At 58.0% G+C, this 13260-nt stretch carries 20 protein-coding genes; 13 read left to right on the top strand and 7 right to left on the bottom strand.

Features of this window, described 5'->3' with window-relative positions:
- Positions 1-21: 21 nt before the first annotated feature.
- Complete coding sequence (locus BW974_RS25480; protein WP_162833857.1) at positions 22-177, bottom strand: DUF7557 family protein; 156 nt, start codon at positions 175-177, stop codon at positions 22-24.
- Positions 178-402: 225 nt separating this feature from the next.
- Between BW974_RS25480 and BW974_RS07290 the strand changes: the two genes are divergently transcribed.
- Positions 403-636, top strand: coding sequence for a DUF7563 family protein (locus BW974_RS07290; RefSeq protein WP_076429326.1), 234 nt, complete (start codon positions 403-405; stop codon positions 634-636).
- 69 nt (positions 637-705) lie between these two features.
- Here BW974_RS07290 and BW974_RS25475 read toward each other — a convergent pair whose 3' ends face one another.
- Entirely contained in the window at positions 706-864 is a 159-nt protein-coding gene (locus tag BW974_RS25475) for a DUF7989 family protein (RefSeq protein ID WP_175609638.1), read from the bottom strand.
- Positions 865-1178: 314 nt separating this feature from the next.
- Between BW974_RS25475 and BW974_RS07285 the strand changes: the two genes are divergently transcribed.
- The 3 genes from BW974_RS07285 (at position 1179) to BW974_RS07275 (ending at position 3004) form a co-directional block, all read left to right on the top strand.
- Positions 1179-1631, top strand: coding sequence for a ferritin-like domain-containing protein (locus BW974_RS07285; protein WP_076429324.1), 453 nt, complete (start codon positions 1179-1181; stop codon positions 1629-1631).
- Between the two features lie 38 nt (positions 1632-1669).
- Positions 1670-1960 carry a DUF5779 family protein gene (locus BW974_RS07280; RefSeq protein ID WP_076429322.1) on the top strand — a complete coding sequence of 97 codons (291 nt, stop codon included), beginning with the start codon at positions 1670-1672 and terminating at the stop codon, positions 1958-1960.
- 246 nt (positions 1961-2206) lie between these two features.
- Entirely contained in the window at positions 2207-3004 is a 798-nt protein-coding gene (locus BW974_RS07275) for a helix-turn-helix transcriptional regulator (protein ID WP_076429320.1), read from the top strand.
- On the opposite strand, the gene BW974_RS07270 is transcribed toward BW974_RS07275, so the two are convergent.
- Positions 2971-3663: a VOC family protein gene (locus BW974_RS07270; RefSeq protein ID WP_076429318.1), complete on the bottom strand. Its 693-nt coding sequence runs from the start codon at positions 3661-3663 to the stop codon at positions 2971-2973. The two genes, BW974_RS07275 and BW974_RS07270, sit on opposite strands and share 34 nt — an antisense overlap.
- A 189-nt stretch (positions 3664-3852) precedes the next feature.
- Between BW974_RS07270 and BW974_RS07265 the strand changes: the two genes are divergently transcribed.
- Entirely contained in the window at positions 3853-4527 is a 675-nt protein-coding gene (locus BW974_RS07265; protein WP_076429316.1) for a hypothetical protein, read from the top strand.
- Between the two features lie 109 nt (positions 4528-4636).
- Positions 4637-6694 carry a hypothetical protein gene (locus BW974_RS07260; RefSeq protein WP_076430283.1) on the top strand — a complete coding sequence of 686 codons (2058 nt, stop codon included), beginning with the start codon at positions 4637-4639 and terminating at the stop codon, positions 6692-6694.
- 3 nt (positions 6695-6697) lie between these two features.
- On the opposite strand, the gene BW974_RS26945 is transcribed toward BW974_RS07260, so the two are convergent.
- Positions 6698-6832, bottom strand: a complete 135-nt coding sequence (locus tag BW974_RS26945) for a DUF7503 family protein (RefSeq protein ID WP_281247664.1) — start codon at positions 6830-6832, stop codon at positions 6698-6700.
- Positions 6833-7005: 173 nt separating this feature from the next.
- Here BW974_RS26945 and BW974_RS07255 point away from each other — a divergent pair, with 173 nt between their 5' ends.
- Positions 7006-7416: a JAB/MPN domain protein-containing protein gene (locus BW974_RS07255; protein WP_076429314.1), complete on the top strand. Its 411-nt coding sequence runs from the start codon at positions 7006-7008 to the stop codon at positions 7414-7416.
- Position 7417: 1 nt separating this feature from the next.
- Here the strand turns inward: BW974_RS07255 and BW974_RS07250 are convergent, their stop codons facing one another.
- Positions 7418-7627: a ribbon-helix-helix domain-containing protein gene (locus BW974_RS07250; protein WP_076430282.1), complete on the bottom strand. Its 210-nt coding sequence runs from the start codon at positions 7625-7627 to the stop codon at positions 7418-7420.
- 227 nt (positions 7628-7854) lie between these two features.
- A complete protein-coding gene (locus BW974_RS07245; RefSeq protein WP_076429312.1) occupies positions 7855-8307 on the bottom strand; it encodes a DUF555 domain-containing protein in 453 nt (150 codons plus the stop codon).
- Positions 8308-8412: 105 nt separating this feature from the next.
- Between BW974_RS07245 and BW974_RS07240 the strand changes: the two genes are divergently transcribed.
- The 6 genes from BW974_RS07240 to asd all read left to right on the top strand — a co-directional run bounded on the left by BW974_RS07240 (position 8413) and on the right by asd (position 12341).
- A complete protein-coding gene (locus BW974_RS07240) occupies positions 8413-9447 on the top strand; it encodes a dipeptidase (protein WP_076430281.1) in 1035 nt (344 codons plus the stop codon).
- 75 nt (positions 9448-9522) lie between these two features.
- Positions 9523-10404, top strand: a complete 882-nt coding sequence (locus BW974_RS07235; RefSeq protein ID WP_076429310.1) for a DNA-3-methyladenine glycosylase family protein — start codon at positions 9523-9525, stop codon at positions 10402-10404.
- 59 nt (positions 10405-10463) lie between these two features.
- Positions 10464-10637, top strand: a complete 174-nt coding sequence (locus BW974_RS25470; protein ID WP_175609637.1) for a hypothetical protein — start codon at positions 10464-10466, stop codon at positions 10635-10637.
- A 63-nt stretch (positions 10638-10700) separates the two neighbouring features.
- Positions 10701-10979 (top strand): acylphosphatase, encoded by a 279-nt coding sequence (locus BW974_RS07230; RefSeq protein WP_076430280.1) that lies wholly within the window; start codon positions 10701-10703, stop codon positions 10977-10979.
- Positions 10980-11062: 83 nt separating this feature from the next.
- The gene (locus BW974_RS07225; RefSeq protein WP_049970478.1) at positions 11063-11239 is read left to right on the top strand and encodes a 30S ribosomal protein S17e; all 177 of its coding nucleotides are present in this window, start codon (positions 11063-11065) and stop codon (positions 11237-11239) included.
- 67 nt (positions 11240-11306) lie between these two features.
- The gene (asd, locus tag BW974_RS07220; protein ID WP_076429308.1) at positions 11307-12341 is read left to right on the top strand and encodes an aspartate-semialdehyde dehydrogenase; all 1035 of its coding nucleotides are present in this window, start codon (positions 11307-11309) and stop codon (positions 12339-12341) included.
- 212 nt (positions 12342-12553) lie between these two features.
- Here the strand turns inward: asd and BW974_RS07215 are convergent, their stop codons facing one another.
- A complete protein-coding gene (locus BW974_RS07215; RefSeq protein ID WP_076429306.1) occupies positions 12554-13186 on the bottom strand; it encodes a 2,5-diamino-6-(ribosylamino)-4(3H)-pyrimidinone 5'-phosphate reductase in 633 nt (210 codons plus the stop codon).
- Between the last annotated feature and the right edge of the window lie 74 nt (positions 13187-13260).

Here is a 13260-nt window from a genome sequence, read left to right as displayed (position 1 = left end):
GATTTTAGCTTGTTTTGTCTTTCAGTCGCTCGAATAGTCGCCGCCGTGGAACAGCGTCAACTCTTCGGCTTCGTAGATGTTGATGAGTTCGGTGACGAGTTCGTCGTAGGATTCGTCTTCTACGCGAAGGTTGTCGAGGCGCGAGACGGTTTCCTCGTCGAGTTCTATCTTGGGCATCGGTTAACACGACGCCCGCGAAGGCATTAAAGGATTGGCCGGAAGAGCAGTTGAGCTTCGTTTCGGTTCGCGATTCAGCCCCGGATTTCGAGCATTCGGCCGAGTAACCACTCGTTACTACTTTCGAAGAGCTGTCTTTCCGAACGGAAGGGGTTGCTTTCGGCCCGGCAGTGACCGGATAACAAAGTACCCACACTCGTGTTACACGTATCGCTGAGGTTCACTATGACAACGACAGATAGCAGGCTTACCAGTCGAAATGACTCCGTCGGCGAAAATCGGTGCCGAAGCTGTGGTTCGTTCGTGACCCGAGATTTCGCACGCGTGTTCGGGAACAACGAGAACGACGTGTTCGGGTGCCTCGAATGCATGACCGCCACGGAGGTCAAAAAAGGCGGGGCGCGGGCGGAACACGTGGACACGACCAAACTTATCGGTGGCCGAGAACCGCTCCGCTGACTCCGGAGGGGTGTGGGGACGGGTGAAAAACAAAAACGCAGTGGACTCCTTTTCCTGTTTCGACGCTCGCTAGCGTCGGCCTTCGTTACCGCGCTCGAACACGCGGTTCGCGCCGGGCGCTTCGTGCGGCGGCGTATGGTCAACGTCCGCCATCGTCTGCTGGTCTTCGTCTCGGTCGTCGCTCGTTGTTCGCCGGTTCTCGGTCGTCGGTCGTCGGTTGTCTGTCATAGATGTTCTGTGGTCGGTGATGTCGTTTTGAGTGATACGCTATCGGCTGTCGGTTGATGTGTGTTTCAGCAGGTCGGGAATGTGAGTGGGTAGGGGTGTCAGACCCCTACAATAAGACGTGCGCCGACAGCACCACCGCTCGCAGGGGCCGTATGCGAGTCAGTGTCTACCTGTCTCATCGTACTGTGTTACTCTGTGACTCGGACACTATAATACTTACGAGGGGCGCAACGTTTGCCGCACGAAACCAAACGAACTGATTGTCCCGCGTGTTTGCCACAACGGTAAGGTAGTTCGCCGTCGTATCACAGAGCATGACGAGCCATGACGTTACCGAACTTCTGCGGAAAGCGTACAGCGACGAAATCGAAACCGTGATGAACTATCTGACCAACTCCATCGTTCTCGATGGGGTTAGCGCCGAGGAGGTCAAAGAGAGCCTCGAAGCGGACATTCAGGAGGAACTCGGCCACGCGGAGATGATCGGCCAGCGACTCAAACAGTTGGACGAACGGCCACCCGCATCCTACGACTTCGAGGCGCGACAGGAAAGCCTCCAACCGCCCGAAGACAGCACGGACGTGCTGTCGGTTATCGAAGGAGTGCTGGAGGCCGAAGAGGACGCCATCGAGACGTATCGCTCGATCATATCAGCTGCGGAGGATGTAGATGACCCGGTAACCGAAGACCTCGGCGTAACCATTCTCGCCGACGAGGAGGCCCACAGGACGGAGTTCCGCGGATTCAAACGCGAATACGACAAATAAGGCAAGGATTTTTCTCGGGGGGGTGAGAGGTGGCTTGCATGAGCAATTCGGGTTTCGACCTCGACCTGAGAACGGCCGAGAAGGAGATCGATTTCGCCGAGGGAGAACGAGTCATGTTGGGCGTCCTCGACGGAACCACTCCCGTCGCGGAGCGAACGGCGGCCATCGAACACGGGAACGTACTGGTTCTCGCAATCGACGGGGATTTAAACGAACTCGCAGCAGACCTCGCACCGGCAGTGAAACAATGTGGCGGGAATCTGGTGCATTTCAGAAACTTCCTCATCATCTCGCCGCCGGACGTCGAGATTGATACGAGCGAACTCTGAAAAACGCGTTGGAGGGCGGGTACAGCGTCCAAAATGCCACGGCGAGTCAACTGCACCCGAACGGCGTCAGCGGGGCCACAGAGTGGCCCAACTATTGTGAGCAGCATCGTTGTATATAAAAATTCTATTTTACTGTCTAGAAAATTACGTAGGTCGGGGAACTGTCCGAATAGTTTGGAATGTGATTGAAAACTGGCGAGAAACGATACTGAAAAGAATCAGACGATACAATCCATCCGTGCTGGTATGGAAAAACCACAGCCCTTCATCGAGTACGTGCTCCGTTCAGGAGCGCGTACTGACGTTCTACTAGCCATCGCCGACGGCAGTGATTCGACCCAATCACTGCTGAATCGAAATCTCGCAAGCGAGTCAGCAGTGTACAACGCCCTGACCGAGTTGGAAAATCGGGGTTTGATTTACGTTCCGAAACGAAAACGCTGGGCGGTGACCGGAACCGGGTCGGTCGTCGCCGACCTTATCGACCGGCAACGGGAAACCGAGCGAATCCTCCATTCAGATGTCGAGTACTGGCAGAAGCACGATGTTTCCGTCCTTCCCCGTCCGTTTCGCTCTTGTCTCGCCGACCTCGCCGACGGCGAAATCGTCCGTGCGACCGACACACAGCCCTCACGGGCGATACGAGAGGTCGAAAGACGGCTCGAATCGGCGACCGCGGCGTCAGTCATCAGCCCAGTTTTCAACGAACGATACTCGACGGCGTTTCTCGACGACTGTGACAATCCTCGACTCGTGTTGGGGAGGAACGTTTTCGCGGATCTGCTCGCGGATGCAAACGTTGACGAAAACGACGAAGGGAATCTCCGAACTCGCGTTGCAGACACAGCGTTCGCGCTGACGGTGACGGACGACTGCCTCCTGTTTTCCCTGCCGCTGCTGGACGGGTCGTATGACGCGCGAACGGAATTTGTCGCGGAATCGGAACGCGCGCGTCGCTGGGGGACGGAACTGTTCGAGTACGTGTGGGAGGACGCCGAATCGGCCGATTCCTACGCGGAATCGCTGGAGACGAACGTCAGATAGTGACCATCGGGGTCACGGATTCGAACACCGGATTCGACCGTTTCGACCCTGCAGCAACGGTCTTCGATTTCAGTCGTTACTGCCATTGGGTCGTCTACTTCGAATCCAACATCGACGTGGACGCCGCCCCTCGCGTCCGCGATGCCCAGATGCGGTTCCCACAGTTCGAGGTCGAAGGGGCCGCCCATTCGAACTCGTTTTCGGTCGGTTCCGCGATTGTACGTTTCGAATCCGAGGCCGGCGTAGAACTGTTCTGCTTCTGGAAGGTCTTCGACTTCGAGAACGATTTCGAAGATACCGGTTATCGGGTCGCCATCCTCGTCCGTGCTCCCGATTTCGACGCAGTTCCCGTCCGGGTCGTAAAAGTACAGCGAGCGTGCCGATCCGAAATCGTGTTCTACGAGGTCGAAATCCCGGGAGAGTCGGTCGTACCAGTCGTCGTACAGAGGTTTCGGCGTCGAGAACGCGTAGTGGGTATGCACGCCGCCGCGAGGAACGCCGTCCGGTCTGCGGAGGACGAGCGCGTGTTCCCCGGCGTCGAAGACGACTTCGCGTTCGGTCGCCTCCCGAACCGAAAGGTCGAGCGACGTTTCGTAGAACTCCCGCGCACGGTCGAGATATTTCACTTCCAGCGCAAGCCAGCGAAGACCCGAGAGCATACACCGGAATACACAGCGATGGCGCTTAAAACGTCGCACCAGTAGCAATCGGTTGTGGCGGCCGTCCGGGATTGTCGGCGGTCGCTCGCGACTACGAGCGACTGCCTTGCCGCACTGTTGATTTCACCGACCAGACACCCAAACCTATCGCCCCGTCGATTTATGCCGCATGCAGGACAATTTTGGTGTATGCCGCTCAAAGAAACCCAGTCCTCAAACGGACTTCGAGAAATCGACAGATGGGACGGTGGCGTCGGGTGGCTTGCACATCCCAACGAGGAGATGCAGCGAGCGAGTCACGCCATCTCGGTCGATGGCGACGTATGGGTTATCGACCCAGTCGATGCGCCCGAACTCGACGACCTGCTCGCCGAATACGGCGAGGTTGCGGGCGTCGTCGTCCTCCTCGACAGGCACATGCGCGATGCGGAGGAAATCGCCCGGCGGCACGACGTACCGCTCTATCTCCCGACGTGGATTCGGCGGAGCGTCACCGGGATTCCGGTTCGACGATTCGAAACGTCGCTGGCCGATACGGGATTCCGCGTCCTGAAACTGTTCGCCAATCCCGCGTGGCAGGAGGCGGCACTGTACGACGAAACCACTGGCACCCTCATCGTTCCGGAGACGGTCGGCACTGTCGATTACTTCCGAACCGACCGCGAACGTCTCGGCGTTCATCCGATGATTCGGCTGTTTCCGCCGGACGAACTGCGGGGATTAACTCCCGAACGAATCCTCGTCGGCCACGGCGCAGGTGTGTTCGACAGCGCCGCGGTGACGCTCGCCGATGCCCTCGACGGTTCCCGCCGTCGCTATCCATCGCTGTTGGCTTCGACCGTTCGTCGATTTGCACCGATATAGCTATCTGAGTATTCCTAATTGCCGATAGCTTTTTACTATTTGCTTGATATTCCTCACATATGTTTGCTGAATGCCGGAGTCAGACCTCTCGAAATATGGAGGAGACCCGGTGACTATCTCATTCGATTCCTGTGAGGACGACACGGGAATCGTGATACGCGACCCGATAGAGCGTCGGACGTGTACGCTTCGAACGCCGGATGTCGTCCGACCGGTTTCCACCGACACTCGTTCGTGCTGTTTTCCGGTCGATGACGCGGTCGTCGTCTCGACCACTCGTCTAACGCTTCCGACACCTTCGGCCGTGTACGTCCGCGACGAAGACGGGGAAATGCTGTCCAGCGTGGAGGGAATCGACTACGAGGAACTTCCGGAGGGAGTGTACAGCGTCGAACTCTGTACCCCTATCAAACTGTACGTTATTGCCGAGGCGGAACTACGAGTTACCGCATCGTTCGACCACGTCGTCTTGGAGTTCGGGTCGGAAACTGAGGTGTTCGTCGGTGGCCGGTCGCCCCATCGTAATCCGGCGGGAACCGTGACGACGACGGCAGACCCGGTCGATATGATGGCCGCGATTTCGGCGTTCGGGTCGGCGCTGAAAACGACGAGTCCGGAACGCTCGTTTCCAACCTTGCGAGGGCATCCACCGACGGTCGAACTCGGCGACGAACTCCACGTGCCGGACGATTTGCGCCCGGCAGGAACCGGCATTCAAATCGAAGTGCCACCTGAGTACGAGTACATCTTCCCGGTTGCGCCGTTAGTCTACTATCTCGGCGCAAGGTTGGTTCCGGGGAACGTTCCGCGAATCATCGCGGACGGATTCGAACATCCGCTTCAAATGAGGCGCGGATTCGAAAAAGAAGTAGAGCGCGTCCTGAAACAGACGTTTTTCTTCGACTGCGTGACTCGCACGGAAGGGCTGTATCCCATCGAGTTACACGAGCGCCAACAGGTCGAATCGGTGGTCAGTTTCGACTTCGAACGCCTCTACGACACGTCACTGGCGGAGCAGTTAGAAGCGTATCTCTCGATACCTTACGAATGTATCGAAGAACACCTTCCGGATTGGCAGTTGACCACCCACGTCGCACCAACCGCCGAGAACATCGAGATGGTGCCCTTCCTCGTGGACGACCTCGCAGTGATACGAACGCCAGAGGCGAGGGAAGTGTCTGCATCCGCGATACAAGTTCCGGCAGTCGAGGAGTTCGTTCGAGGCACGGATTCCACGCGAAGCACGGCCGAGTTGCCGTTGAGCCCCCGTTCGCTGGTCGAACCGGAAACGACGGATTCGCTGGAGCAGATGTGGGTTGGTGAGGACGCTCCGGTCGGTGCTAGCAAAGCGACGACGACGGCATTTCGCAACCGTTTGGAGCGGACACCCACAGGGAAAATCGACATCACCGTCGTCTGTAACGACGAGCATATGCACGAAGAGCGAAACCTCGCGGATTCGGTGTACGGGTCTCGCGACGAGTTGCCGTTCGACGTGACGGTTTACAACGACCGTACCGTTTCCGATCTTCGTTCGATTCTCGAATCCGAAACGCAGTTCTTCCACTACATTGGCCACATTGACGAGAAGGGGTTCAAATGTGCCGATGGAATGCTCGATGTGAGAACGCTTGACTCGGTCGGTGTCGAAGCGTTCCTCCTCAACGCCTGTCAGTCGTACGAACAGGGAATGGCGCTCATCGACGCGGGAGCAGTCGGTGGCGTCGTCACGCTGAACGACGTAATAAACAGCGGCGCAGTTCGCGTCGGTAAATCGATGGTTCGACTGCTGAATCGCGGTTTCCCACTGTGGGCGGCGTTGGACATCGCTCGTGACCGGAGCATCATCGGCGGGCAGTATACGGTCGTTGGTGACGGAAGCGTGGATATGGTGCAGACCGAGAGTGCAGTCGCACTTCTGTTCGAAATAAAGAGAAAAGGAGAACTGTTCGAACTAAAACGAAGGACGTACATCGGCGGTGCGGACGGACTCGGTGGGATAGTCAAACCCCAAACCTCAGATAGAATGTTTTTGACGTCCGGGTCGCTCCCGCCGGTGACGCTCTCGGCGGACGAACTTGAAAGTCATCTATCCTTGGAAAACGTTCCAATCAGCGTCGATGGACAGTTGGTGTGGAGCGAAGAGATTGATGTTGCTGAACTGTAAAATTCACGGTCCGCTGGTTCCGACCGCGTAAGCGCCCGCCACGCTTCCGGCCTGTGAGAGTAGAACCATGATAGTGAACAGCACGCCAATCATTCGTGGATTTGCTTCGAGGTACGTGGTGATATCGTGTTCTGCCATACAATATCATTCTATATACAAATATATTAAATTTTCTATTTTGAATTGGGAAATATATACCGTATCTGTCGGTATTGTTTTATTGTTTCTATTCTTAGAACCCATTACATATACTCCGTCTGTGAGGTAATCTCTAGCGATGGCGTTATTTCATCCCGACACAAAGGGGGAGCGTGGTGTTCGTTACCCGCGGATTGAGAGACGCGCTCCTCGAACTGGCATCGAATGCTGAACCGGAGACAGTAACCGTCCCGTTGTCGGTAACGTCCGCGAGCGAATTGCGCGGTAGAGACGAACTTCCTCCGAAGATACCCGTTTTTACACATTTCTATCCGCCAGATACGGGTGGGTCGGTGACTGCCGTTTTCGGAATGGACCTCTCTATTCCTGCCAGACAGACGCAAGGCCGGTTTACCTCGCATCCGCAGGGTCGCCTCGAAGTTGCTCGGACGGACGACTTACACGAAATCATGCTGGTCGCGGTGCCGCCGTGGACGACCGATACGATAGCCGCGTTCGACAGGGCCGGTCGAAAACAGGAGTTGGTCGTCGTCGATGCCGAACCACCCGCGGAACTGCTGTAATCTACTCCAAATAGCCCAATTCGCGCAGCTGGTCGGTGATTTCCGTGAACTCAGACTCTGTTAGCTTTCCGTGTTGTTGGTGCTGGATGACGATGCTGCGCAAGAGGAATCGAACGAGGTCGCTCGTGCTCGAAAAACTCGTTCCTTCGATGGTCATCTCGACGCGGTCGGCGAGGTCTTTCGGAATGGAAACCGTCGTGTAATCCGTCATGCTCGGCAGTTTGTCGTCCTCCGGGTTATCGTTTGTGACCTCTACGATGGAGAACGTGACTGGAGTGGTGAATGTTCCCGTCTTTTGCAACCGAGTTTGAACAGTTGTTGCGTACTGGTTAGAGACACGTCACGTCTGAAAACGGGATAGCGACCTACAAATCTCTCGGGTGACGCGGGCACTCTGAATGCGACTTCAACCCGGTGTATCTGTGCGAACCGACGTACCTATTCGATGAGGTCTTCGAACTCCGGCAGGACATCGTCCTCATCGGTTTCGTCGTCGCTTTCGTCCTCCTCGTCCGAATCGGTGGTTTCGGCCTCCGCTTCGTCCTCGTCGTCTTCGTCTTCGAGGACTTTGACGTCGAGGACGGTCAGCGGAATGTTCTCCAGTCGTTGACCGATTTCCTTGCGGGCGATTCGCGAGGCGTGTTCTTCGCGCTCGACGTTGAAGACCGTCATCTCAAGTTCCAACGCGACGAGCGCCTCGTCCGCGGCGATGAAGGCTGGTGGGAGTTCCTCCCCGGATGGCGAGGTTCGCTCACCCATGTTTATTTCGACGTAGTTCAAATCCGGATTCAACAGCTCGCCAGTTTTCGAGATGGCGATTCGCACCGCCTCGTCCGGCGTCGAAACGTCGTACACCGGGATCGCGGCTTCGACGACAACTCTGCAATTCATGATCCCAAAGACAGTTACACAGCCAGTAGTATGAATTTTCGCCCTATTGAGAAAGATTGATATAACACACTACCACTTATGTCGCGTTCGGACACAGTTTCGGCAATGACCGCGCCGATTATCGACGGCCACAACGACACGCTTCTCCGACTACTCGAAACTGACTCTTCCATATCGGCGTTCGAGAGCGGAACCGAGGACACGCACATCGACTTTCCATCCGCCAACAAAGCGGGACTCGCCGCGGGATTTTTCGCCGTGTTCGTCCTGAGCAACGAAGAACACGACCCGGTTTCGACGGAAGAGGGCTATGAACATCCCCTTCCGGACGCCGTTTCCCACGACGATGCGCGAGGGGTCACGTACCGAACCCTCGAACTGCTGGCCCGACTCGCCCACGACGTAGATGATTTCCGCATAATTCGTTCGCTCTCCGACCTCGAAACCTGTCTCGAATCGGGGGCACTTGGCGCGATTCCGCACCTCGAAGGAGCTGCGGGAGTTGCGCCCGACCTCTCCAATCTGGATTTTCTCTACGAAGCAGGCGTTCGCTCCATCGGGCCGATGTGGAGCCGCCCGAACGCCTTCGGCGAAGGCGTTCAGTCTCGCTATCCCGGCAGTCCGGACACCGGTTCCGGACTCACGGACGCGGGGCGCGACCTCGTTCGCGCCTGCGAAGACCGCGGAATCGTGGTCGATTGCGCGCACATGACCGAGCAGGGATTCTGGGACGTTGCGGAACTGACCGACGCGCCACTCGTCGTTTCCCACTCGGGTGTTCACGAACTCAGTTCCCATTCGCGCAATCTCACCGACGAGCAACTCGCCGCAGTCGCCGACTCCGGCGGCGTCGTGGGAATCTCGTTCCACGAACCCGGTTTGGCGGACAGTCCCGACCCGGACGCAGAAATTTCGATGGAAACCGTCATCGACCATTTCGAGTACGTCGCGGAGTTCGTCGGTGCAGAACACGTCGTGTTCGGGTCGGATTTCGACGGCGCGCGGATTCCGGACGAAATGGGCGACGTTACCGGTCTTCCAAAGATTTTAGCTCGACTTCTGGAGCGCGGGTTCAGCGACGAGGAGGTCGAAAACGTGGCCCGCGAGAACTGGCGGCGCGTCCTCGCCGAAACGTGGTGAGGCGACAGAATCGAACCCCGGAACCGACCGCCGCGAATCGAAAGACTTGCTCTTCCCCACTCTAATGCCTCGCCAATGGAAACCGGTTCGATACCCGTCGCGTCCCTGCCGGGTGGGTTCGACCTACAATCGACCGTCGAGAGCGGCCAGAGCTACCTCTGGCGGCGCGAAGACGGCAATATGTACGAGACGACGCACGCCTACGGCGGGTCGGCGTGGTACTACACCGTCGTGGATGGCGAAGTCGTCCGTGCTCGCCAGCAGGACGGGACAATCGAGTGGGAGGCGACGACCGACGCCGAACCACTGCTGTTCGACCTGCTCCGCCTCGACGACGATTTGGACGCCATCGTGGATGCGACCCCAGACGACCCGCTTCTCGAATCGGCGTACGAGAAGTACCGCGGAATGCGAATCGTTCGTGACCCGTTTTTCCCTTGTCTCGTCTCCTTCATCTGTTCGGCGCAGATGCGCGTGAGTCGGATTTACGGGATGCAGACCGCGCTCGCCCGCGAGTTCGGCGACGAAATCCAGTTCGACGGGAAAACCTATCATCAGTTCCCGACGCCGGAACAGTTGGCGAGGGCAACGGAGGACGACTTGCGCAAGTTAAATCTGGGCTATCGCGCACCATACGTCAGAAAAACTGCGGAACTCGTCGCCTCCGGACAGGCTTCTGCTAGCGACGTCCGAGGCAAGGAGTACGAGGACGCCCGCGATGCGGTACAGGTGTTCGTCGGCGTCGGCGACAAGGTGGCCGACTGCGTTCTGCTCTTTTCGCTGGACTATTTAGAGGCGGTTCCGCTCGATACGTGGATTCAGCGCGCCATCGAAGAGCAGTATCCGCACTGCGAGCGAGGCACCTACGCGAAAACCTCGCGGGCGATTCGGGAGCAGTTCGGGGGAGAATACGCAGGGTACGCACAGACGTACGTGTTCCACTACCTGCGAAGCTAACGCGTTAGCTTCGCAAAGCCGGTCGAAACGTATTTTTCGCTGACGTTTGGAGGGACAGTATGGCAACAGAACTGTTCGCGTTCGTGCTCGGTTTCCTCGCGCTCGTTCTTGGGTCGGCGTTCGGCGCGATGCTCGCCCTTCGAACCTTCGTCTATCACGAACTCGACTTATCGAAAAACGAGGTTCGAACTGCAGTCAAACATTTGACCTACGAACGCAGTGATGGAGACTGACTGATTTTCCGAAAACCGGCCCCACAAATTTTGTCGCGCGAGGAAGAACCACGAAACAGACTCATGACCGACCGAGCTCGCGCACACGTTTTCGTTTCGGGCAAAGTACAGGGCGTCTACTACCGAGCGAATACCCGCGATACGGCACAGGAGAAGGGTGTCGATGGCTGGGTGCAGAACCTCTCCGACGGGCGCGTGGAGGCCGTCTTCGAGGGGCCGGAATCCGTGGTCAACGAGATGGTAAAGTGGTGCCATACAGGAAGCCCCGCCGCGAACGTGGACAACGTGGAAGTCGAGTGCGGCGAGCCGGAAGGTGAAGACGGCTTTCGAATCCGTCGATAGGCCGAACTGCGCTCCCGGCAGCGATTCACGTCTGGCGAGCGCGAACGAATGCTTTTAAGACCCGCTGTCGGCAACAGTTCGGCATGGCAATCAAACCCGACTACGTCAAGAAGACGGGCACCATCCTGTTGGAGCGATACCCGACCGCATTCACGAAGGATTTCGACCAGAACAAAGACAGCGTCGAAAAACTGACCAACATCGACTCGAAGGGCGTCCGGAACCGAATCGCTGGCTACGTCACCCGGAAGAAAGAATAATTCGTTCCGCGGCAAGCACCGACGCCGTCGAAAGCTACTTGCGAATCCTCTTGCAACCCACTCCACAATGAGTGTCAACGTTGGAATCCTCGGCGGCACCGGAGCGGTCGGACAGCGATTCATTCAACTCTTGGACGGCCACCCAGATTTCGAACTGGTAGCGATTACGGCGAGCGACGAGAGCGCGGGCAAATCCTACCGCGAGGCCGCGAAGTGGCGCGTCGATTCCCCGATTCCGAACTGGGTCGGCGACATCGAAGTACGTGCGACCGAACCGGAAGCAGTTCCGGACGACGTAGATTTGCTGTTCTCCTCACTTCCGTCGGGCGTCGCGGAAGTTGTCGAACCGCAGTTCACCGAGGCGGGTTACGTCGTCTCCTCTAATTCCTCGAACTCCCGAATGGCGGACGACGTTCCGCTGGTCATTCCGGAGGTCAACGGCGAGCATTTAGACCTCCTCGAAGTCCAGCAGGACGAACGGGGCTGGGACGGCGCACTGGTGAAAAACCCGAACTGCTCGACCATCACGATGGTGCCAACTCTCGCGGCACTCGACCGATTCGGATTGGAAACGGTTCACGTTTCGACCCTGCAAGCCGTCTCCGGCGCGGGCTACGACGGCGTCACCTCGATGGAAATCATCGACAACGTCATTCCGCACATCGGCGGCGAGGAGTCGAAGATGGAAACCGAATCGCGGAAACTTCTCGGGTCGTTCGACGGGAGCGAAATCGAGCAGCACGACGTGGACGTTTCGGCGTCCTGCAACCGTGTCCCGACGCTCGACGGCCACTTGGAGAACGTCTGGGCTGAGACGGCGGAAGACATCGACACGGACGACGCACGCGATGCGTTCGCGGACGCACCGACGCTCGACCTTCCGAGCGCGCCCGACCCGCTCATCGAAGTGTTCGAGAATCCCGACCGCCCGCAACCGCGACTCGACCGAACGCTCGGCGGCGGCATGCAAATCGCAGTTGGCGGCCTCCAAGAAACGTCGGGTGGGCTGCAGTACAACTGTCTCGCGCACAATACGATTCGCGGGGCCGCCGGGGCGAGCCTCCTGAACGGCGAATTGCTCGTTCGTGAAGGCTGGGTCTGAGGATGCGATAGTGACAGACGAATAGAGGATTTATATATTGCCAGCGAGTAAGGTTTCGCACCGGGATTTACCGGACAAACCCATGAAACGAATACTTACAGTTCTCGTCCTCGCTTCGGTACTGGCAATCGCATATCGCGTTCGCGGCGGCAACGACACGCCGGTCGAAACGGACTACTGACCGCACTGACCGACGTTCTCATTTTTTCGCGCTACGACACCGAGTAGCGGAGCAAAACGCCGTCGTCGATTCGCTCGACGGAGTGCAGTTCGAGCTTCGGGAATCGCTCGCGGATGGCGAATCCGTCCCCATCCGCGAGCGTGGGTGCCTCGCGTCCGCCGAGTATCAGCGACCCGACGTACAGTCGCAGTTCGTCCACCAGTCCGTCGGCGAACAGGGAAAAGATGAGTTCGCCGCCACCCTCGACCATCACCTGTTGGATTTCTCGCTCTTCGAGTTCGGAGAGGGCGCCAGGGAGTGAGACGCGGCCGTCGCCCGCGACAACCACGTCCGCCCCTGCATTCCGAAGATTTCGAATCTTCTCGTCCGATGCTCGCCCGGAAACGAAAATCAGCGTGTCCGCGCGGCCGTCCAGCACTCGGGCATCCGTCGGCGTCCGGGCGCGCGAATCCGCGACGACGCGGAGCGGATTCGCGCCGCCGTCAGCAGTCAGCGAGGGGTCGTCCGCGAGGACGGTTCCGACGCCGACGACGATTGCGTCGCTTTCGACCCGCAGGTCGTCCATCCGGTCGAAGTCGTCCGGGCCGCTGATTTTGACCTGTTCGCGTCGCCGGGAGGAGAGTTTTCCGTCGGCGCTCATCGCGGCGTTGACGACCACGTGCATGCTCCCGAATTGGCGTCCGACGCGAAAACGACTTTCGATGCTATCAGGAACTTTATGCGCTTCCCCCCGAACGA

Origin of the sequence: Haladaptatus litoreus (assembly GCF_900156425.1) — an archaeon.
Taxonomy (GTDB): Archaea; Halobacteriota; Halobacteria; order Halobacteriales; family Haladaptataceae; genus Haladaptatus; species Haladaptatus litoreus.
Note: the sequence above shows the minus strand (reverse complement) of the source record. Positions and strands in the feature narration are given on the sequence as shown.

What these genes read in the sequence shown, in the direction of transcription:
- BW974_RS07275 (WP_076429320.1), top strand. Translation starts at nt 2,207, where the DNA reads ATGGAAAAACCACAGCCCTTCATCGAGTACGTGCTCCGTTCAGGAGCG.
- BW974_RS07225 (WP_049970478.1), top strand. Translation starts at nt 11,063, where the DNA reads ATGGCAATCAAACCCGACTACGTCAAGAAGACGGGCACCATCCTGTTG.
- BW974_RS07230 (WP_076430280.1), top strand. Translation starts at nt 10,701, where the DNA reads ATGACCGACCGAGCTCGCGCACACGTTTTCGTTTCGGGCAAAGTACAG.
- asd (WP_076429308.1), top strand. Translation starts at nt 11,307, where the DNA reads ATGAGTGTCAACGTTGGAATCCTCGGCGGCACCGGAGCGGTCGGACAG.
- BW974_RS07270 (WP_076429318.1), bottom strand. Translation starts at nt 3,663, where the DNA reads ATGCTCTCGGGTCTTCGCTGGCTTGCGCTGGAAGTGAAATATCTCGAC.
- BW974_RS07235 (WP_076429310.1), top strand. Translation starts at nt 9,523, where the DNA reads ATGGAAACCGGTTCGATACCCGTCGCGTCCCTGCCGGGTGGGTTCGAC.
- BW974_RS07250 (WP_076430282.1), bottom strand. Translation starts at nt 7,627, where the DNA reads ATGACGGATTACACGACGGTTTCCATTCCGAAAGACCTCGCCGACCGC.
- BW974_RS07290 (WP_076429326.1), top strand. Translation starts at nt 403, where the DNA reads ATGACAACGACAGATAGCAGGCTTACCAGTCGAAATGACTCCGTCGGC.
- BW974_RS07265 (WP_076429316.1), top strand. Translation starts at nt 3,853, where the DNA reads ATGCCGCTCAAAGAAACCCAGTCCTCAAACGGACTTCGAGAAATCGAC.
- BW974_RS25470 (WP_175609637.1), top strand. Translation starts at nt 10,464, where the DNA reads ATGGCAACAGAACTGTTCGCGTTCGTGCTCGGTTTCCTCGCGCTCGTT.
- BW974_RS25480 (WP_162833857.1), bottom strand. Translation starts at nt 177, where the DNA reads ATGCCCAAGATAGAACTCGACGAGGAAACCGTCTCGCGCCTCGACAAC.
- BW974_RS07215 (WP_076429306.1), bottom strand. Translation starts at nt 13,186, where the DNA reads ATGCACGTGGTCGTCAACGCCGCGATGAGCGCCGACGGAAAACTCTCC.
- BW974_RS07240 (WP_076430281.1), top strand. Translation starts at nt 8,413, where the DNA reads ATGACCGCGCCGATTATCGACGGCCACAACGACACGCTTCTCCGACTA.
- BW974_RS25475 (WP_175609638.1), bottom strand. Translation starts at nt 864, where the DNA reads ATGACAGACAACCGACGACCGACGACCGAGAACCGGCGAACAACGAGC.
- BW974_RS07245 (WP_076429312.1), bottom strand. Translation starts at nt 8,307, where the DNA reads ATGAATTGCAGAGTTGTCGTCGAAGCCGCGATCCCGGTGTACGACGTT.
- BW974_RS07285 (WP_076429324.1), top strand. Translation starts at nt 1,179, where the DNA reads ATGACGAGCCATGACGTTACCGAACTTCTGCGGAAAGCGTACAGCGAC.
- BW974_RS07280 (WP_076429322.1), top strand. Translation starts at nt 1,670, where the DNA reads ATGAGCAATTCGGGTTTCGACCTCGACCTGAGAACGGCCGAGAAGGAG.
- BW974_RS26945 (WP_281247664.1), bottom strand. Translation starts at nt 6,832, where the DNA reads ATGGCAGAACACGATATCACCACGTACCTCGAAGCAAATCCACGAATG.